Consider the following 18,295-nt stretch of genomic DNA (forward strand, 5'->3'; position numbering starts at 1 on the left):
CCAGATTGAGGCGGTAGTTGAGCCCTGGCTCGTGAAAACTTTCCGGCACGCTGACCAGCGCCGCAAGATGCAGGGTGCCGGCAAAGCGATGTTGCTGAAACAGGGGACGCATTGCTGCTTCGTCGCCAGCATCGGCGATCACTAGAGTAAAGTTGGGAGACGAGCGCGCATCAATCAAATTGTCCAGACGTCCCGTGCGCAGGTTGTCGACCCCAATCACCTGCCACCCATGCCGCAGCAACCACTCCACCGAATGACTGCCGATGAAACCGGCCGCGCCGGTCACTAAAAAAACGGGTGTCATATCGCTCTCCAACTCATGGCCGTAATTTGTAAGGTGTGTTGTCAGGCGGGCGCCGCTTACAATGATAGGTCCGTTATGGAAGATCGTATCTCGTGACCACACCTGTCCGACTGTGTTCCTGGCATTTTCTGGCGCCGCGCTACTGGCCGGTCTGGCTGGGGCTGGGCGCGATGAAAGGGATGGCCGCGCTACCGTTCCGCTGGCAATTGCTTGCTGGCCGGCAAATTGGCCACTGGGCCGGCAAAATCATGCGCCGCCGCCGCCGCATCGCCGCCATCAATCTGGCCTTGTGTTTCCCAGAGCTGACGCCAGCTCAAAGAGCCGACCTGCTGGAAGAGCATTTCGCCGCGCTGGGTATTGGCTTGTTCGAAACCGCCATGGCCTGGTGGGCACCGGACGAAAAGCTGTACGGGCTGGCGCGCGTCGAGGGCACGCAATATCTGGAGCAAGCCATGGCCCGTGGCAAGGGCGTGATCCTGCTCACCGGACATTTCACCCCCTTGGAATTGGGCGCCCGGTTCATCACTTGGCGCCACTCGTTCCATGCCATGTACCGGTCGCACAAGAATTCGCTGTACGAAGCTGTCATGCGTCGCGAACGCGAGCGCCGGTCCCGGCTGCCGCCATTGCCGCACGAAGATCTGCGCGGCCTGTTGCGCGCCTTCAAACGGGGAAGGGCGGTGTGGTATGCGCCCGATCAGAACCATGGTATGCGTAACAGCGTCTTCGTGCCTTTCTTTGGAGTGCCCACCTGCACCATCACCGCCACCAGCCGACTGGCGGCGCTGAGCGGCGCGGCGGTGGTACCCTACTTTCCGCGCCGCCTAGCGGGAACAGCCGGTTACGAGCTAACCATCCTGCCGGCGCTGGAGAATTTTCCGAGCGGAGATGTTGCATCGGACGCCCAGCGCATCAACGAATTGCTGGAGCACTACATCCGTCAGGCACCGGCGCAGTATCTCTGGGTTCACCGTCGCTTCAAGACCCGGCCGCCGGGCAGTCCAAGCGTCTATCGGCCCTGAGTCCGGATGCCTCCGATGTTCTATTGCGCCGATCTGCCGGCCAACCCCGCCATACGCCGTATCCTGGTGCTGAAGTGGAGCGCCATGGGCGACGTGATTATCGCCACCGCACTGTTCGAGGATATCGCCCGGGCGTTTCCGGATCGGGAAATTCATCTCAATACCCTGCCCGCCTGGCGGGAACTTTTTTCGGGAGATCCGCGATTCCAGCAGGTCTTCGCGGTGGATCTGCGCGACCGCCGACGCACTTTACCCAATGTGATCGAGTGGTTACGCCAAGTACGGGCTCAGCGCTATGACCTGGTGATCGACCTGCAATGCAACGACCGATCCCGTTTGTTGCTGGGTCTGCTGGGACTCGGCGGTCGCCCGATCCCTTTCCGTTTGGGCAACCGCCGTCAGTTTCCCTATAACATTGCCCCGGCCGAACTGCCCGGACCCGCGCACAGCATCACCCGCGGTCGCGCCGCGCTGCAAGCCGGCGGCATTTCGGCAACGACACCGCGACCGGTGCTGCACGTTTCCGACCGCCACCGGACCCGCGCCCGAGATCTGTTAGCGCGCCACAAACTCATGGCGGATCACTATGCGATCCTGTTGCCGGGCTGCAATGCCAGCGGCCACCTCAAGCGCTGGGGCGCTGATCGTTACAGCGCGCTGGCGCATCAACTCCACCGCCAGGGACTGGATCATGTCGTGCTCGTCGGCGGTCCGGATGAAATCGAGGAGTGTCAGCGTATCGCCCAGGCCTGTGGCCCCTGGTTGATCAACCTGTGTGGGCAGACCGCGATCCTGGATATTCCGCCGCTGTGCGAGCCCGCGCGTTTCATCGTCGCCAACGACACCGGCACCGCGCACTTGGCCGCGACCACGACCGTGCCCATGCTGGTACTGTGTGGTCCGACCGACCCACGCCGGGTCAAGCCACTGGGCGATAATGTCACGACACTGCAAGCCGACCTGCCTTGCATCAACTGCTATCGCAAGGATTGTTCCCACCACACCTGCATGGCAATGCTGACGCCACCGCGGGTCTGGCGGCAATTGCACGGAATCAACGCGAAAGTGAAGTGACTGGCCAACCCACGCGAGGTTCTCAAAGAGCGCGATCGGCACCCTGGGATCGATGCCGGACCGGCGGCGGCGGCGCGTCTTCCGGCAACAGCCGGGTCCCGTATTGGGCTACTTGATAGTGCTCGTACAGCTTGGCGTATTTGAGAAAGACGTAGAACGCCGCCACCGCCGAGTTGATCACTCCCGCCCAACCGTTCAAAAAATTACGCTTGAACAAATAGCTGCGGATGAAAAACAGCGGTGGATAGAACAACATGACGAACGGTATGCCCCAGCGTTTTTTCTTGATCTTGTCCGCCACCAGACCGGTCGAGTAGGCATTGATCTTCTCAACCTTGGTGTGAATGTCGGTTTCGCCGTAATGATACAGCGGCGCGTCGAGCCGGCCGATCCGCCCCTTGATCTTGGGCGCGGCGTGGACCGGCATGTCGTCGATATCGCCCTTGCGTTTGTCGAACAGGCGCAGGTAGTAATTCATCCGGGTCGCTGGATGGTACATCCGCCAGAACAGTTGCTCCTGCCGGGGCATTTCGTAACCGTCCGCGGCGGGTCCCGTGTCCAGCAACTGGTCGATTTCAATCTGCAGGACCGGCGACAGCGCCTCGTCGGCATCCAGCAGCAGTACCCAGTCATGGGTGGTCGCCGCCAGCGCCATCTGCTTCTGTGGGCCGTATCCCATGAACTCGTGCTGGGTGATCCGCGCCCCGTAGCGTCGGGCGATGTCGAGCGTGTCATCGGTGCTGAAGGAATCCAGCAGGATAATCTCATCGGCCCATTTGACGCTCTCCAGACAGGCCGTCAGGGTGCGGTCGTTGTTGTAGGTGGTGATGAATACCGAAAGCGGGGTGCGGTCTGTCATGAATCGTCTGTCCTGAACGAAGTTTTCATTTTGGAGCACGCGCCATATCATGCATGACTTTCAGGTTCTCGGGTATTCATGATCGCATCGGCCCATATCATCGGCGGCGAGGCAGTGGGCGGAGCCGAACTTTTTTATGTCCGCCTCGTCAATGCCTTGCAGGCGCGCCAGCAGCCTGTATTGGCCATCAATGTGGCCGGCGGCCAGGTTTCGGCCCGGCTGCGACCGGAAACCGAGCAAATCCATGTGCCCATGCGGGCGATCTGGGATGTCTGGTCCCGCTGGCGAATCGCGGAAATCATGCGCGAGCACCGACCGGACATCGTGCAAACCTACATGGGCCGGGCCAGCCGGCTGACCGAGATCGCCGCCGGCCGCCGGCCGATCCATGTCGCCCGGTTGGGTGGCTATTACAACCCGCGCCGCTACCGGCACGCCCATGCCTGGGTCGCGGTCAGTCCAGGCATCCGCGATCATCTGATTCAGCACGGTTTTTCCGCGAACCGGGTGTTTCACATCAGTAATTTCATCGCACCCCACCCTCCCAGTCCCGCCCTCGCCCTGCGGCAACTACGCCAGGAGTGCGCGATACCCGAAGATGCGCTCATCGTGACGGCGGTGGGCCGCCTGCATCCGGTCAAGGGGTTCGACGATCTACTTGCGGCGTTCGCGACGCTTCCCAGACACATTCACGGTCGATCGGTCTATCTGCTCATCGTCGGTGACGGACCGCTGGCGGTCGATCTTAAGCAGCAGGCGGCGCAACTGGGCATCGCCGGCCGGGTGCGCTGGCCGGGCTGGCGCGACGATGCCGGCTGCTTTCAGGAGCTGGCCGACCTGTGCGTCTGCTCTTCGCGGCAGGAAGGAGTGGGCAATGTCGTGCTGGAAGCCTGGGCCCACCGTCGTCCGGTGCTCTCGACCCGCGCCCGGGGCTTGCAGGACATCATCGCCGACCGGCGGGACGGCTGGCTGACACCTTCGGACGACCCCGCCGCGCTGGCGGCGGCCATGGAATTGCTGTTGCGCGACGAATCATTGCGCCACGAACTCGCCAGCGGCGGCCATCAGACGCTAATGGCCCGACACAGCGAGGAAGCGGTCGTTAACGCTTATTTGGATCTGTATCGCCATTTGCTGGGCTAGTCGCGCCGGCGCGCGCACGGCCGACGTGGATCAATCCACCCAGGCAGGCAAAGAGGTAGCAGGCAAACTGCCGGGAAGTATAAGAAAAGCTCAGCAAAGCGGCGGCGATGATCGACAGTGCCGCCGCCAGCAATATCCCGGCGCGCTGGCGATCGTCGACCGACAGCCGCCGCCAGATTCGCGCCAACCGGACGGATACCGTACCGGCTAGCGTCAGCAGCAACCCTACTCCTAAAATCCCGGTTTCATACCAGGCGTCGATCAGAAAATTGTGGAAATGCTTGATTTGTACTTGCGCGCCACCCAGTTCAAAGCGCAGCAGCTCCTGACTATGCGACGCATTGGCGATTCCCACACCCAGCCAGGGCCGCGCGGGAGGATGTTCCAGCGCGTGCCGCCACACAATGGTGCGCCCGGCGGTAAAGGCATCCAGGGGATGTTCGAGGTCCAGTTCCGCCTTGAGGAACGGCCCGATATTGGCGGCGACGCCCGCCACCAGCACCCCTACCGCCAGCAGCGCGACCCAACGCGGCCGCCATGCCAATACCGCCCAGCAGAACCCCGCCAACCCCACGATCAAACCGACCAGCGCCGCCCGCCCTTCGGAGATCGCCACATAACCCAGGGCAGCCACTACCACACCAAGCATTGCGCCATATCGCCAACGGCGGTCGCCGTATCGCCAGATCCAACCCAACAGAAACGGCAGCAAAAACGGCAGATTGTCTTCCTGCAATTGTGTGAGTGGGTTGAAAAGTCGACCGGACCATTCGAACCAGTGGTAAGGCAGCAACAGGTACAAGCCAGCCAGAGCGATTCCGCCGAACAGCGCCATGGCGGCCAATAGACGATCGATGTTCTCTGGAGATTCCCGCAGGGCCGCCTGCACCAGCAGTAAAGTCGAGGTCTGCGCGGCGAATTGTATCCAGACGCGGAGACCGCCCACCGGGTCAACCGAACCCGGTATGCCGGCCAGCGCCACACCCAACAAGGCCAGGTAAAGCAGGGTCGTCGAGCGGTCCAACCGGTCCCCTCGACTCCACAGGCTCAGCAAGCCCCACGCTACGTAGAGCCCGGCAACGACATTGAACAGCGCGCGGCCGCCGATCTGGGTCAACGGCAACACCGCCAGTAACAACCAGCCTTGGCGGAAAAAAGCCTCCCGCAAGGCATTATGCAAGCGCGCGATGGACATCCGGGCCATTCCAGCGCGCGAGCGCTTCCAGAACTTGAGAAACCGCGATGGCCGCCATGCCGCGTTCGCCGGCGGGCGGCAGGAGCGGATGAATAAAGCGGGAATGCCAGAGCGGCGCCGAACCGCCGAACAGCCCGATGGCCGGCACCCCTAAGGCGGCGGCCATATTCAGCACGCCAGTGTCGTTGCCGACATAGCAGCGGCAACGGGCCAGCAAAGCCGCCACCTGCTCCAACGGCAGCGCCACCGCATCCACCGCCACACCGTCGTCGCCGCGTACCCGCGCCAAAATATCTTCCGCCAGCGGTTGTTCCGCCGATCCACCGACGATGAAGATCGAACCGGCCCGCCGCTGGTTCAGCGCCAGAGTCAATTCCGCGAAGCGGGCCGCGCCCCATTGTTTCCAGGCTTCGCTGCTACCGACGCCCAGCGCGATCCACGGCGTCGGCCAGGCCGCGAACCGCACTGCCACCGCCTGATCGGCCTCGGCGGCGAGCGCGAGCCGAGGTTCCGGTTCGGCACGCACGATTTCCAACGCATCCAGCAGGGCATCGGCCCGCAGGATCGGGTGGGCGTGGCGCCGCTCGGGTGGCAACCGCACCGGCGCGGTCAACAGCAGCGACTGCCAGCCCACCCCGTACCCCAGTCGCTCGGGAATGCCGGCCAACCGCGCCGCCAGCGCGTAGCGGGCGCTGCCGTGCAGAATCCACACCCGCTGGTAGCCGCCTTGCCGCAACGCCGTCGCCAGTCGCAACACGCCACCGAAACCGGCATGGCGACCGGTTTCGCGCTCCAGCCATAGAATCTGAGCGACGTGGGGATCAGCGCCTAACAAGCGGTCGGCCTGGGAGCGCGGTTTGGTCAGAATATCGACCTGGCCCGTGATTGTGGTCGCGGCGATGGCATGGATATGCGGCAGATGCCAGACCATGTCGCCGATGCCGGGCAGCGGCTGCACGATCAGGGTCGGCCCGGACGATGCGAGTTTCACGCGGGCGCCCTCGGTGAACGATGCAACGCCGCGTAAAGCGCCAACGTGTCGTCCAGCATCCGCCGCAAGGGAAACGCCGGTTCCGCTGGAACCGGCGCGGGAGCGTCCAGCAAGCCGGCCACCCGCGCCACCAGCGTCTCCGCATCACCTGGCGGAATCCGGCCGGCGGGATACAGTCGGTCCAGGATCTCGCCGACGCCGCCGTGCGCGTAAGCAACCACCGGCCGGCCGAGGCTCAAGGCTTCCAGCACCGTGCGGCCGAACGATTCCGGTTTGGCCGATAGCGACAGCACCAGCGTCGATACCGCATAAATTTCGCGCATGTCGGCCCGGTGGCCGGTAAACAGCACGATGCCGGCCAAGCCACGCGACCGGACGTTTTCCCGCAGCGCATCGGCGTAAGCGTGGCGGCGTGGCTCCGGGCCACCGACAATCAGTCCATGGACCGCCCGCCCGGCCACCCGTAGCCGGGCGATCAGCTCGATGAATTCCTGGTGGCCCTTGAGCCGGCTCAGCCGTCCCGGCAGCGTCAAGACCACCGCATCACGCAGTTGCGGATAGTGCCGATACCAGTCGGCCAGCCAGTCGGGAACAGGCCGGTAACCGTAGGGAAAATCCACCGGGTCCACCCCGCGCTGGATGACCTGGATACGCTCGGTCGGCAGTTCGGGATAATGGCGTCGCAGATAGGCGCGCACGGTCTCGGACACGGCGATCACCCGCTCGCCTCGGGTCATGATGGCGCTGTAACGGGAAACCGAATACAGCCCATGCACGGTGGTGACGAAACGCGGCCGGGTCGCCGGGTCCATCCGCCGCCAGGCCAGCCAGGCAATCCAGGCCGGCAAACGCGAGCGGGCGTGCACAATATCGATCCGCTGTTCGGCCAGCCAGCGCCGCAACGGCCGAACCCAGCGCAGTGTCAGCGGCGACTTGGCGCCCAGCGGCCAGGCCAGATGCTCGCTGCCTTCTTGCAGCAATTCCGGCATCAGCCGCCCGCCGGCGGAAATCACCACCGAGCGATGGCCGCGCCGGGCCAGTTCCCGCGCAATCTCCAGCGTGCCACGCTCCACGCCGCCGCCGTTCAGCGCCGGCAACAACTGCGCCACGCTCAGGCGAACCATCGCGCGGCGATCCAGCGGGCACAGCGTTCCGCTTCGTTGAAGGTTTGAGGCGGCCGCTTGAGGCGCGGGTGGCGTTGCCAGTCGGCGAAGGGCGTGATCCAGCCCTCACCGGTTAGTTTGTCCAATCCCCGGCTAATTCGGCTGGATCGTTTGCGCGGCACGTCCAGCACCCCCACCGCCGCGCCGGCGGTCAAGGCCTCGTAGACCATGGATACGCTGTCGGCGCTGACCCAGATCTGCCCCGCCCGCGCCAGTTGCGCCGGCAGCCAATCCGGGCCGCTTGCCGCGACCGGAACCACCGTCAGCCGGTCGTCCGCTGGATCGTGGCAGGCGCTTAAAAAAGAGGCTGGGGTGCGGCGCGAAGTGGTCAGGGTCCAGCGCATCGACGAGTCGGCGGCGAGTATGGCGGCAATTTGTGCGCGCAGGTCGGCGTCGTTCCAACCGAAATGCGCGGACGGTCCGCCGATGAGCAGCAAGCCCTGCCGGGGTTCTAGGTTAGAGGAGGGTTGGAGACGGTTCAGTGCCCCGCGCGTGGTCAGCACGTTCGCGCGGGCTGGCGGCGCGTCGTGCTCGGGGATCAGGCACAGATCGAACAGGCCGAGCGGCAAGCTGGGGCTCATCAACACCACCGCCCGCCCGCCCCGCGCCCGGCGGGCGGCCAGCAGCGAGAGATGGGTACCGTGACCGGCCCCCACCAGCAAGTCCGGCGCCGGCAAGGTCCTCCACGCGGTCGGGGCGCTACTCGCCAGAGCGAGCAGCGCGGCGGTGGCGGGCAGGAGTTGCGGTGTGACGATTTCGACCGGCCGCAAGCGAGCCAAGCCTTCCGTCAATCCCCGGCTCTGGTTGTCGTGCCCGGTCTTGCCGTCGCTGAACCGCCAGACGACCAACGGGCGCACCGGCGATCCCACCCGCCGCCGGACCGCGAGTCAGTCCACCAGTACGAAGTCCGCGCCGCAGTACGGGCACTTGGCTTTGCCAGTGGCTTCGAGCGGCAGATAGACCTTGGGGTGGGAATTCCACAGCGTCATTTCCGGCAGCGGGCAGGATATCGGTAAATCGGCTCGGCTGACCTCGTAGGTCTTCTGAGCATTGGGCATCGCCTTGGCAAGAGCGGCGGCGGGAGCGGCGGCCATGGCATTAATCTCCTGAAATTTTGTTTATAACAAATTGTTTTAAAACAACTTTATACTGCGGCAACGAATCACTCAAACCAGTGTCAGCCAGTCGGGAAATTCATCGCGTCGGCCTTGGACCTGATCGAAGTACATTTCCTGCAGGCGCTGGGTGATTGGACCGCGTCGGCCGTTGCCGATGACGCGGCCGTCCACTTCGCGGATCGGCGTCACCTCGGCGGCGGTACCGGTGAAGAAGGCTTCATCGGCGATATACACCTCGTCGCGGGTGATGCGCTTTTCCCGGACTGAAATCCCGAGGTCGGCGGCGAAACGGATGATGGTGTCACGGGTGATGCCTTCCAGCGCCGACGTCAGATCAGGGGTATGGATCAAGCCATCGCGGACGATAAAAACGTTCTCACCGCTACCCTCCGCCACGTAGCCTTCGGTATCCAGCAGCAATGCTTCGTCGTAGCCGTCACGCAGGGCCTCGGACAGCGCCAGCATCGAATTCATGTAATTACCGTTGGCCTTGGCCTTGCACATGGCAATGTTGACATGGTGCCGGCTGAACGACGAGGTGCGGATACGGATACCGCGCTCCAGGTTTTCCGCGCCCAGATAGGCGCCCCATTCCCAGGCGGCGACGATGGCGTGGACCTTGAGATTGTCGGCGCGCAGCCCCATGCCTTCGGCGCCAAAGAAGCACATCGGCCGGATGTAGGCACTGGCCAGATTGTTGGCGCGTACCGCCTGCCGGCAGGCTTCGTTGATTTCCGCCTTGCTGTACGGCAGCGGCATGCCGAGGATATGGGCGGAACGAAACAACCGGTCGGTATGGGCCTGCAAGCGGAAAATCGCGGCACCCCGGTGGGTGGCATAGGCCCGAACCCCTTCGAACACCCCCATGCCGTAGTGCAGGGTATGGGTCAACACATGGGTGTTGGCCTCGCGCCAGGGCACCAGTTCGCCGTCGTACCAGATCAGACCATCACGGTCGGCCATCGTCATCGTTCGACTCTCCAAAACAAGGCTGCTTGCGCGCGCGTCGGCGCCCGTTGCTCGAATGCATCGCCCCACGCCCGGCGCTTCAATCGCTTTCCATCAGCCGCCGCCAGATGCGGCTCACACCCTCGCGAATCTCCCGCGCCTCGTCGGCCGGGATGCGGGCGGGCTGTTCTTGCAGCTTGAGTAAGTGAATGCGCCGACGCAGGCTTCGATAGGCGTTACGCAACCGGGCCGCATCGGCGACGGACAGGATGCCGAATCGCTCCAGCCCGTCGGTCTGCCGGATATTGTCGGTGTAGGTCAGCAGATCCGGATAACGGTGGGCGTTCGCCAAGATTTTATATTGCACCATAAATTCGATGTCGGCGATACCACCCCGGCCCTGCTTGAGATCGAAGGTTTCGGCGGTGCTGGCGTCCAGTTCGGCGCGCATCCGCTCACGCATGTCGCGGACCTCCTGGCACAGCGCAACCGGATCGCGCCCGCGCCCCAAAACCTCCCGGCGGACGGTTTGGAATCGCTCGGTCAGCGCCGCCGGCCCCGCCACCGCTCGCGTCCGCGCCAACGCCTGATGTTCCCAGGTCCAGGCCTGGCGTTGCTGGTATTCGGCGAAAGCCTCGAAGGAGCTGACCAGCAGACCGGCGCGACCGCTGGGCCGTAGCCGGGTGTCCACCTCGTACAGATCGCCGGCACCGGTGCGGGTGGTCAGCAAATAGATGATCCGCTGCACCAGCTTGGCGAAAAAGGCGGTGTTGTCGATCTGGCGCGGACCGGCGGTCATTTGCTGGTCACCGACGCTGTCGTGCAGAAACACCAGATCCAGGTCGGAACCGTAGTTCAACTCGATGCCGCCCAGCTTGCCGTAGGCGAGGATGGCGAAGCGCGCCTCCCGCTTTACCCCATCCACCACGCACTCGGGTGGACCGAAGCGGGGCAGCAGATCGGCCCAGGCCAGTTCCAGCACCTTGCGCAGCAGGACTTCGGCAATTTCGGTCAGATGGTCGCTGACGATCATCAAGGGCATCGCGCCACTGATGTCGGCGGCGGCGACCCGCAACACGTTGGCCTGCTTAAAATAGCGCAGAGCGTTCAGCAATTCCTCGGCGTCGCCCGCCGGCGCGCGCGCCAGTTGCTGCTCCAATTCCGACACCAACTGCTGGCGATCCAGCGGCGCGTAGAGCGTGGCGGGGTTGAGCAGATCATCGAGCAGCAGCGGATAGCGGGTCAGATGGGTGGCGATCCAGCTGCTGGCGGCGCACAGCTTAATCAGTTGCGCCAGCGCCTGCGGATGCTCGGCCAGCAGCGCCAAGTACACCGAGCGGCGGGCCACCGCTTCCAGCAGATTGAAAACGCGCTCCAGCGTCGCCGCTGGCCGTGGCCCGGCGGCGGCGGCTTCCAGCACCCGCGGCACCAGCACGTCCAGGCGTTCGCGCCCGCGTGGACTCATCGCCCGGTAGCTGAACCCGGTCTTCAGCGCCCGCAGCCGATTCCAGGCCAGCACCGGGTCTTCGAACCCCTGCTCGGCCAATACCTGGAGCGCGCCTTCCTCGCCGGACTCGTCTCCCCACAGGACCGCCAGTCCCTCCTGGCGGGTCCCGGCATCCGTCGCCGCGTCGCCGAAGACCTGAGCGAACTGCTGGCTCACTGCCCGAACGTGTCGCGCCAACTCGCCGGCAAACGTGCCCCAGTCGGGCTGGCCCATCGCGTGGGCCAGTCGCAGTTGGGCCAGTTCGTCGTCCGGCAGCTCGTGGGTTTGCTGGTCGGCCCAGGCTTGCAGCCGGTTCTCGACCCGGCGCAGAAAGGCATAGGCCTGCTTGAGGTCGGCCACCGCCGCCGCCGGCAGCCGGTCGCTGACGGCCAGATAGTCCAGCACCGCCAGGATGCCGCGTTCCCGCAACGCCGGCTCACGGCCACCGTAGATCAGTTGAAAAGCCTGGCCGATGAATTCGATTTCGCGGATGCCGCCCGGCCCCAGCTTGATGTTGCGCTGCATACCTTTGCGTTCGACTTCCTGGGCGATCAGCGTCTTCATGCCGCGCAGCGCTTCGAACGCGCCATAATCGAGGTAACGGCGGTAGACGAACGGCCGCAGCCCGGCCAGCAAGCGCTCGCCGGCTTCCCGGTCGCCGGCGATCACCCGGGCCTTGATCATGGCGTAACGTTCCCAGTCGCGGCCGTGATTCTGGTAATAGTCCTCTAAAGCGGCGAAGGAAATCGCCAGCGGTCCCGAATCGCCGAACGGCCGCAGACGCATGTCGACCCGGAACACGAAGCCGTCGGCGGTCGGCTCGGCCAGCACTTTGATCAACCGCTGCCCGAGTCGGCGGAAAAATTCTTCGTTGGCGACGGCCCGCGCGCCGTCGGTCTGACCCTGGCGCGGAAACGTGAAGATCAGGTCGATGTCCGAGGAGAAGTTGAGCTCGCGCCCGCCCAGCTTGCCCATGCCCAGCACCACCAGGCGCTGCGCTTGGCCGTCGGCATCGCGCGGCACGCCGAAGCGCTGGCCCTGCCAGGCGTGCAAGCGCTCCAGCGCGGCATCGACCGCCGCCTCCGCCAGATCGGATAGGTCACCCAGCGTTTCCGTCAAGTCCGCCAGCCCGGCCAGATCGCGCCAGGCAATGCGGACCATTTCCCGGCGGCGGAACCGGCGCAACAGAACACCGAGTTGAGTCTCGTCGGCCGCATCCGCCAACGGCTGCTCCAAGCGTACCCGACACTCGCCCGTCGTCCGGGTTCGTTCCAGATCGCCGCTAGCCAGTAGTTCCGCCAGCAGCGCCGGCTCACGGATGCAGGCGCGGGCGACGAACTCGCTGCCTGCCCAGACCGAGACCCATTGCCGCGGCAGCGCCTCGCCTTCCGGCGGCTCCAGAGCCGTCGCGCGGGCGGCGGCGGCGAACGCCTCCCAATACTGGGCAACTTCGGGTCGCAGCTCTGGCGGCAAGCGCCGCAATTCCGCCTCAATGCCGGTCATGGCCATCGAAGCTTATTGCTGGGCCGGCTTTTCCGGAGCCGGCTTGTCCGGGGCCGGCTCCCCGGCGCTGCTGTTCGGTTCCAGCGGCGGTTCTTCTTCCTGAACGCCGTCATCCGGTGTCAGCGGCATCGTCTCCAAGTCATCGAGACTTTCCTCGGCAACCGGCGGCGCCAGCGGAATTTCCTGATCGTTCACGAACAACCTGCCATCCTCGAACCGCGCGGTGGTTTGGTAGCGATCGTCTTCAAGTCGGACGAAACCGGCGGCTGTCAGTCCCTGAAGCTGCTGTGCAACCTGCTGCTCGGCCATGGTTTGCACGGCCTGTTCACCAACTTCTCGACCCTGCTCCTTGATCTGTGCCCGCAAGTCCTTTTTCGCCTGATCGATCAGCATGGTTTCCACCAGCGGCTTGGACGCCGTGATGTCGGCCAATCCCTTTCCCAACGTACCCAACAAGCTCATCGGATCTTGTGCCGGATTGATCGCACCAGGGTCCTGGAAATTCAGCGTCAGCTTGCCTCGCCACTCGCCTTGGGCCAGGGTGGCCTGGGTATCGAGCACGAATTCCGGTTTGCCGCGCAGCAACGCCTTCACCAGTTCCAGCAGTTCGTCGAGCGCCTGGGGATCGTCGGGATTGCCCGCGGTTTTTTCCTGCCATTGTTGGATTTGGGCGGCAGTGGAACCGTCCAATTGGCGAAGCGCCACCCGTATGCTGCCGGTGCCGCTTTGCTGATCCACGGTCACCTTGTCGGCTTTGAACAGGACCTCGCCGGCCACCTGTTGTGGACTCGTTTGGCTCAGATTCCCGGTCACGCTCAGATTATCGATCGCAAAGGGCGCTTTCGCCGATTGATCCTGCCCGCGCAGTTCGCCGATCTTGAGGCTGGATTCCCCGAACATCAGATCGAAGGCTCCCTTGCGCTGGTTCACCGTCATGGTGAGATCGCGCAAGTCAAACTGGCCGATCCCAACCGGCTGATCAGCACCGGCTTCCACCGATTTGCCGACGATTTCCAGACTGTCGGCACTCATGCCGCCCTGGATCGCGGCGTTATGGGGCGCAACCTGAAACTGGCCTTGCAGCCCGGAAAACTTGAGGCTTTGCAGGTCGTCACCCACTTGTTCGAGGTTCAGCGGAGGCATGGTGATGGAGGTATCGCTGGCGCCGTCGAAACCGACCCGCGAAATAGCCACCACCGGCTCTTGGTCGCCATACCACTGGGCCAGTTCGCGAGTCCAGGCGCTGCTATTCGTGTCCAGCGTGGCGCGCACCACCGCGCCGGTCCATTGCATCGGCACGCCCGGCGCACCCTGACCCGCCAGCGGCAGTGGGCCGTGATAGACCTCTTGCCGGATCGTGAACGAGGGGTCCGGCTGGTCCGGATCGTGCTCTTCCGGCAGCGTGAACTGGACGCGGGTTTCGATTTGCGACGAGAACAGTCCACGCTGGTAACTGGCCGTGCTGAGCTTGACGTTGGGGTTGCTTGAGCCTTGCGCCAAGGCATCCTGGTACCAGCGTTCCGCTTGATAGCCCGACCAATAGGCCGCGCCGACGAAGCCCACCACCGCCAGTATCAAAACGACCACGATGATGCCGAGTAACTTTTTCATGCCTGTTGTCCTCCAGGGTTCCAATGAGCGGCATTATTCCACAAACCGTCCATAAAAAAGCCCTGATGAAGCAGGGCGTTTTCGAATTTCGCCCGTGGTGGGCAGGGCGTCAACCGAATCGCCGATGGCCCCAGCCCGCTTCAATCGCCCGCCAGTGTCAGGCGGCCTCGCGCCAGCAACCGGCCATCGTCCCCCAGACAGTCGAAGCGAGTCCCACCGGAACCGGACTCCATGAACCGAATCGTGAATGGCCGCTCCGGGCGCAGCGGCGCCAGAAACTTCGCCTGTGGGATTCCCACCGGTCGGTCAGCCGGACGCCAGGCCGCGAACGCCCGCAGCACCTCATCCAGCAACACCACCCCCGGCACAATCGGGTTGCCAGGGAAATGCCCAGCCAGACCGGGATGGTCGGCGGCGATCACGCAATGCTGTTCAAAGCGCATGATCGGCCTCCGTAGCCGACGGCGGCGACCGGGCGAACGCCCGCAAAGTGTCGCGCGTAATCTTGCCGGTTTCGTTGCGCGGCAGGCGCTCAACTTTAAGCAGCGGGCGCGGCAGGAACACGGGATCGAGTCGCTGCGCCAGCGCGGCGAGCACCTGGCGCTCGCTCAGACCCGGCGCAACGACCGCGGCTCCGAGTCGTTGGACCTCACTCCCGATTCCGTCCGGTAACCAAAACACCCCTTCCAGCACCCCTTCAATCTGGTTGAGCTGGTGATTGAGATACCTCAGCGACGTGCGTTTTCCGGCGATATTGACCAGATCCTCAAGTCGGCCGAACAGCTTGAATTCCGCCTCGCCACAGGGTTCAACAGCGTCACTGAGAAGCACCGGCTCCGGTAGATGCGCGCCGGACAGCGCGCCGTCCCACAGGTGAAAACCGTCGTACAGCCGCCAGTGATCACCGTCCAGGGTGCGGCGACTGGCGATGGAGCCGGCTTCGGTGCAACCGTAGATTTCCAGTACCGGCGCACCGAACACGGTTTCGGCCCGTCCGGCGAGCGCGGGCGACAGCGGCGCGGTGGCCGAGATCAGAAAAGCCGTGGCCGGCCAGCGCAGTTCGGCCCGGATGCAGGCTTGCAGATGAACGGGCGTGGTCACCAACACTCGCGGTGGCGGCGCCGATTCCAGGGCCACGCGCACGTCATCGGGGAAAAACGGCCGGCCGGCGTGGACGCTGACGCCACTGGCCAGCGAGGTCATGATCGTCGTTTCCAGGCCGTACATGTGCTGGGCCGGCACGGTCGCGACAAGGGTCATGCCGGGTTCGAAACCGAAGCGTTGCCGTGCCTGGCGCGCGCCGCTGACCAGCTCGCCCCAGCGTTTCGGATGGGGTTTGGCGCGGCCGGTGCTGCCGGAGGTAAAGGCAATCGCCATCACCTGGTCGGCCGGTAACGCGGGGACAGCGGGCACGGCGCCGCTCTCCATCGTCTCCGGCGCGAGCCAGGACTCGATATCGCTGTCCGTGATGCGCTGGCTGTCGGGATAATCCTCGGCCAAATCGCGCAGATGCAGGTGGGCGCGGCTGGAGGGCAGCAGACTGGTTTGCCCGTTCGCGCCCACGGCGGCGAACGCGACCAGAAACAGGTAGCGGTCCTCGCACAGATTGAAAATGAAGCGCGCGGGCGGCAACCGGCGGGCGACAGCGCCGACATGGCGCAGAAACACCGCGCGGCCGATGGGTCGATTCCGCCGCCAAGCGATCGGAGCATCGGCCGCGGTTGCTGACAGCAAAAGCAGTTTGACTGGCATAATGGCAAGGATGATCCGGTAGACCCGGAAAAATCGACGAAATCCGCGACGCAAGCGCCGCGTTCGCACAGCAAGGCGGCAGGGGCCACACAGAGGGCGACTGTCGTTAATTTAGCAAAGTTTAGAGGAACCCGATGTCTTCCAAACCCGATTCCGACCAGACTGGCAACACCTCCACCTCTTCTCCCGGTCCACTGGGCATCATCCTGAGCGTGCTATCCGCTTTTTTCGGGGTGCAAAGCGAGAAAAACCGCGCGCGGGATTTCCAGCATGGTCGTCCCATTCACTATATTTTGGTCGGGCTGATCATGACCCTGCTGCTGATCCTTGGGGTACTGATCGCGGTCAAACTGGCATTGCGCTCCGCCGGCGTCTAACCTGAAGCGGCGACTCTCTTCCAAAGGGGCGTAACCAGTCGAGCGCGGGGTAGCGCGCCGGGGTGGAAAGGGGCGGTGGGTCCCTTGCCCGGTTGACCCGGAGGTGGGTAGATTGATGTCACCCAACAAGCAATCACCCGAGGAACCCACCGATGTCGATGATGTGGCCGTTGACGACCGAAGGCAAGGGGTTGGACCTGTCGGCGCACTTGGCGGTGCTGACCGGGTTCGTGTACGACGCCGCCCGCGACGGCTTGCCGGCGCACGAACTGGAGCACGGCCTGTGGTCGCGCCTGTTGCGACTGGGTCATGAGATGCAAGCGCAGTATTTTGCCTTGGTGGGCGACGGGGATTGCGGCAAAACCCTGACGCTGGCCGACGGGCGAGTGGTCAAGCGCTTGCCCAAACCCCATGGCCGACCCTATCGGTCGATCTTTGGCGACTTCACCCTGGTGCGGGTGGTCTACGGCACGCGGGAAGGCCAGGCGATCGAGGCGGCGCCGCTGGATGCCCGGCTGGGGTTGCCCGAGGGCGTTTTCCTATCTCTTGCAGGACTGGGATCAAGCGCTGGCGGTGGAGAATCCCTACGGTCAGGTCAACACGGTGCTGGCGCGCATCCTGGGTCTGAAACAGTCGGTGGCCAGCCTGGAGGCGATGACCCGGACCCTGGCCGGGGCGGTGGCCGGTCATGAAGCGGCCCGACCGCCGCCGGCCCCGGCGACGGGCCAGCAGCTCGTGGTGCTGAGCGCCGATGGCAAGGGGGTCCCGATCCGCAAGCCGGCCGACGCCCCGACCATCGCCGCCCACGACCACACCCGAGGGCCGAAGCCGGATCGTAAGAAGATGGCCGTGCTCGGTGCGGCCTATCAGATCGAGCCGCATCCGCGTACCGCCACCGCCGTGGTCGAGTCCTTGTTTCGCGATCCGACCGCCCCCACGGAACCCTCGGCGACGCCCCGACCGGCGCCTCGACAGAAACGGCTGTGCGCGGTGTTGCCGGTGGCCGCCGCCGTGGCGGCGGCGCTCGCCGCACCGCGCCCGGTCGAGGTGGTGTTCCCCTGGTTGCGGGCTGAGGCTCGCCAGCGCGACCCCGACCACCGGCAAACCTGGGTCCTGCTGATGGACGGTCAGCCGGCGTTGTGGGACGCCGCGGCGGACACCTTGGGCGACACCGCGCGGGTCGAGATCCTCGATCTGCTCCATGCGACCGGCTATTTGTGGGACGCCGTTCACCTGTTTCAGCCGTCCGGTAGCCCGCTGGCGACTAAACTGATGAAGGTGCTGGTGCATGCCCTGCTCGACGGGGTGGGGACCGGGGTGATTCGCTGGCTACAGGACCTGGCCGAGCAGGGCCACCTGTCCGCCGCCGCCCGCGCCCGGCTGGAACAGATTCACGGTTATTTCGACCGCCACCGCGACCGCATTCATTACGATCGGTATCTCGCCGCCGGCTATCCCATCGCCTCAGGGGTGATCGAAGGGGCCTGCCGCCATGCGGTCAAGGACCGGATGGAACGGGCCGGGATGCATTGGACCCTGCCCGGCGCCCAGGCCCTGTTGAACCTGCGCTGCGTGGCGCTCAACGACGAATGGGAGCCGTTCATGAACCATTACATCCAAACCGAAACGGCGCGCCTCTATGCGAACATCCCGAGCCAACCCCCATCCACCCGGCTTCGACTCGTCGCCTGAACCAAGGGCGCGCTCGACTGGTTACGCCCCTTCCAAAGAGTCCACAACCCACCGCAA

17 protein-coding genes (1 of these 17 cut by a window edge) are annotated in these 18,295 nt (G+C 64.6%); 5 read left to right on the forward strand and 12 right to left on the reverse strand.

Annotated features, from left to right (window positions below; all coding sequences use genetic code 11):
- Window positions 1–316: the 5' end (the start) of an NAD-dependent epimerase/dehydratase family protein gene (locus IPM89_13175; protein ID QQS53787.1), read on the reverse strand. The gene continues 638 nt to the left of window position 1, outside the view; only the first 316 of its 954 coding nucleotides appear in the window; its start codon is at window positions 314–316; its stop codon lies off the left edge, out of view.
- Window positions 317–414: 98 nt separating this feature from the next.
- Between IPM89_13175 and lpxL the strand changes: the two genes are divergently transcribed.
- Together lpxL and IPM89_13185 are read left to right on the forward strand one after the other, a co-directional pair.
- Window positions 415–1,326: an LpxL/LpxP family Kdo(2)-lipid IV(A) lauroyl/palmitoleoyl acyltransferase gene (lpxL, locus tag IPM89_13180; protein QQS55923.1), complete on the forward strand. Its 912-nt coding sequence runs from the start codon at window positions 415–417 to the stop codon at window positions 1,324–1,326.
- 15 nt (window positions 1,327–1,341) lie between these two features.
- A complete protein-coding gene (locus IPM89_13185) occupies window positions 1,342–2,400 on the forward strand; it encodes a glycosyltransferase family 9 protein (protein ID QQS53788.1) in 1,059 nt (352 codons plus the stop codon).
- A 22-nt stretch (window positions 2,401–2,422) separates the two neighbouring features.
- Here IPM89_13185 and IPM89_13190 read toward each other — a convergent pair whose 3' ends face one another.
- On the reverse strand, window positions 2,423–3,259 hold the full coding sequence (locus IPM89_13190; GenBank protein QQS53789.1) for a glycosyltransferase family 2 protein: 837 nt from the start codon (window positions 3,257–3,259) through the stop codon (window positions 2,423–2,425).
- A gap of 78 nt (window positions 3,260–3,337) precedes the next feature.
- Between IPM89_13190 and IPM89_13195 the strand changes: the two genes are divergently transcribed.
- Complete coding sequence (locus IPM89_13195; protein ID QQS53790.1) at window positions 3,338–4,402, forward strand: glycosyltransferase; 1,065 nt, start codon at window positions 3,338–3,340, stop codon at window positions 4,400–4,402.
- Here the strand turns inward: IPM89_13195 and IPM89_13200 are convergent.
- From IPM89_13200 to IPM89_13245, 10 genes are all read right to left on the reverse strand, one after another.
- Window positions 4,362–5,597 carry an O-antigen ligase family protein gene (locus IPM89_13200; GenBank protein QQS53791.1) on the reverse strand — a complete coding sequence of 412 codons (1,236 nt, stop codon included), beginning with the start codon at window positions 5,595–5,597 and terminating at the stop codon, window positions 4,362–4,364. The two genes, IPM89_13195 and IPM89_13200, sit on opposite strands and share 41 nt — an antisense overlap.
- On the reverse strand, window positions 5,575–6,588 hold the full coding sequence (locus tag IPM89_13205; GenBank protein QQS53792.1) for a glycosyltransferase family 9 protein: 1,014 nt from the start codon (window positions 6,586–6,588) through the stop codon (window positions 5,575–5,577). The genes IPM89_13200 and IPM89_13205 overlap by 23 nt, the downstream gene beginning before the upstream one ends.
- Entirely contained in the window at window positions 6,585–7,712 is a 1,128-nt protein-coding gene (locus tag IPM89_13210; GenBank protein QQS53793.1) for a glycosyltransferase family 4 protein, read from the reverse strand. The genes IPM89_13205 and IPM89_13210 overlap by 4 nt, the downstream gene beginning before the upstream one ends.
- On the reverse strand, window positions 7,700–8,620 hold the full coding sequence (locus IPM89_13215) for a mitochondrial fission ELM1 family protein (GenBank protein QQS53794.1): 921 nt from the start codon (window positions 8,618–8,620) through the stop codon (window positions 7,700–7,702). Before IPM89_13215 ends, IPM89_13210 begins: the two co-directional genes overlap by 13 nt.
- A gap of 18 nt (window positions 8,621–8,638) precedes the next feature.
- Window positions 8,639–8,809 (reverse strand): zinc-finger domain-containing protein, encoded by a 171-nt coding sequence (locus tag IPM89_13220; GenBank protein ID QQS55924.1) that lies wholly within the window; start codon window positions 8,807–8,809, stop codon window positions 8,639–8,641.
- Between the two features lie 108 nt (window positions 8,810–8,917).
- Complete coding sequence (locus IPM89_13225; protein QQS53795.1) at window positions 8,918–9,838, reverse strand: branched-chain amino acid transaminase; 921 nt, start codon at window positions 9,836–9,838, stop codon at window positions 8,918–8,920.
- A 79-nt stretch (window positions 9,839–9,917) separates the two neighbouring features.
- Window positions 9,918–12,812, reverse strand: coding sequence for a bifunctional [glutamate--ammonia ligase]-adenylyl-L-tyrosine phosphorylase/[glutamate--ammonia-ligase] adenylyltransferase (gene glnE, locus IPM89_13230; protein ID QQS53796.1), 2,895 nt, complete (start codon window positions 12,810–12,812; stop codon window positions 9,918–9,920).
- 6 nt (window positions 12,813–12,818) lie between these two features.
- The gene (locus tag IPM89_13235) at window positions 12,819–14,417 is read right to left on the reverse strand and encodes a YdgA family protein (protein QQS53797.1); all 1,599 of its coding nucleotides are present in this window, start codon (window positions 14,415–14,417) and stop codon (window positions 12,819–12,821) included.
- A 140-nt stretch (window positions 14,418–14,557) separates the two neighbouring features.
- The gene (locus IPM89_13240) at window positions 14,558–14,860 is read right to left on the reverse strand and encodes a hydroxymyristoyl-ACP dehydratase (protein QQS53798.1); all 303 of its coding nucleotides are present in this window, start codon (window positions 14,858–14,860) and stop codon (window positions 14,558–14,560) included.
- On the reverse strand, window positions 14,850–16,169 hold the full coding sequence (locus IPM89_13245; protein ID QQS53799.1) for an acyl-CoA synthetase: 1,320 nt from the start codon (window positions 16,167–16,169) through the stop codon (window positions 14,850–14,852). Before IPM89_13245 ends, IPM89_13240 begins: the two co-directional genes overlap by 11 nt.
- Window positions 16,170–16,303: 134 nt before the next feature.
- On the opposite strand from IPM89_13245, the gene IPM89_13250 reads away from it, so the two are divergent.
- The gene (locus IPM89_13250) at window positions 16,304–16,546 is read left to right on the forward strand and encodes a DUF2970 domain-containing protein (protein QQS53800.1); all 243 of its coding nucleotides are present in this window, start codon (window positions 16,304–16,306) and stop codon (window positions 16,544–16,546) included.
- Between the two features lie 546 nt (window positions 16,547–17,092).
- On the forward strand, window positions 17,093–18,238 hold the full coding sequence (locus tag IPM89_13255; GenBank protein ID QQS53801.1) for an ISKra4 family transposase: 1,146 nt from the start codon (window positions 17,093–17,095) through the stop codon (window positions 18,236–18,238).
- Window positions 18,239–18,295 lie beyond the last annotated feature (57 nt).

It is taken from the genome of Candidatus Competibacteraceae bacterium (assembly GCA_016699715.1).
Lineage (GTDB): Bacteria > Pseudomonadota > Gammaproteobacteria > Competibacterales > Competibacteraceae > Competibacter.

What these genes read in the sequence shown, in the direction of transcription:
- IPM89_13245 (QQS53799.1), bottom strand. Translation starts at nt 16,169, where the DNA reads ATGCCAGTCAAACTGCTTTTGCTGTCAGCAACCGCGGCCGATGCTCCG.
- IPM89_13220 (QQS55924.1), bottom strand. Translation starts at nt 8,809, where the DNA reads ATGCCCAATGCTCAGAAGACCTACGAGGTCAGCCGAGCCGATTTACCG.
- IPM89_13240 (QQS53798.1), bottom strand. Translation starts at nt 14,860, where the DNA reads ATGCGCTTTGAACAGCATTGCGTGATCGCCGCCGACCATCCCGGTCTG.
- IPM89_13250 (QQS53800.1), top strand. Translation starts at nt 16,304, where the DNA reads ATGTCTTCCAAACCCGATTCCGACCAGACTGGCAACACCTCCACCTCT.
- IPM89_13225 (QQS53795.1), bottom strand. Translation starts at nt 9,838, where the DNA reads ATGACGATGGCCGACCGTGATGGTCTGATCTGGTACGACGGCGAACTG.
- IPM89_13235 (QQS53797.1), bottom strand. Translation starts at nt 14,417, where the DNA reads ATGAAAAAGTTACTCGGCATCATCGTGGTCGTTTTGATACTGGCGGTG.
- IPM89_13185 (QQS53788.1), top strand. Translation starts at nt 1,342, where the DNA reads ATGTTCTATTGCGCCGATCTGCCGGCCAACCCCGCCATACGCCGTATC.
- IPM89_13210 (QQS53793.1), bottom strand. Translation starts at nt 7,712, where the DNA reads ATGGTTCGCCTGAGCGTGGCGCAGTTGTTGCCGGCGCTGAACGGCGGC.
- IPM89_13200 (QQS53791.1), bottom strand. Translation starts at nt 5,597, where the DNA reads ATGTCCATCGCGCGCTTGCATAATGCCTTGCGGGAGGCTTTTTTCCGC.
- IPM89_13195 (QQS53790.1), top strand. Translation starts at nt 3,338, where the DNA reads ATGATCGCATCGGCCCATATCATCGGCGGCGAGGCAGTGGGCGGAGCC.
- glnE (QQS53796.1), bottom strand. Translation starts at nt 12,812, where the DNA reads ATGGCCATGACCGGCATTGAGGCGGAATTGCGGCGCTTGCCGCCAGAG.
- IPM89_13190 (QQS53789.1), bottom strand. Translation starts at nt 3,259, where the DNA reads ATGACAGACCGCACCCCGCTTTCGGTATTCATCACCACCTACAACAAC.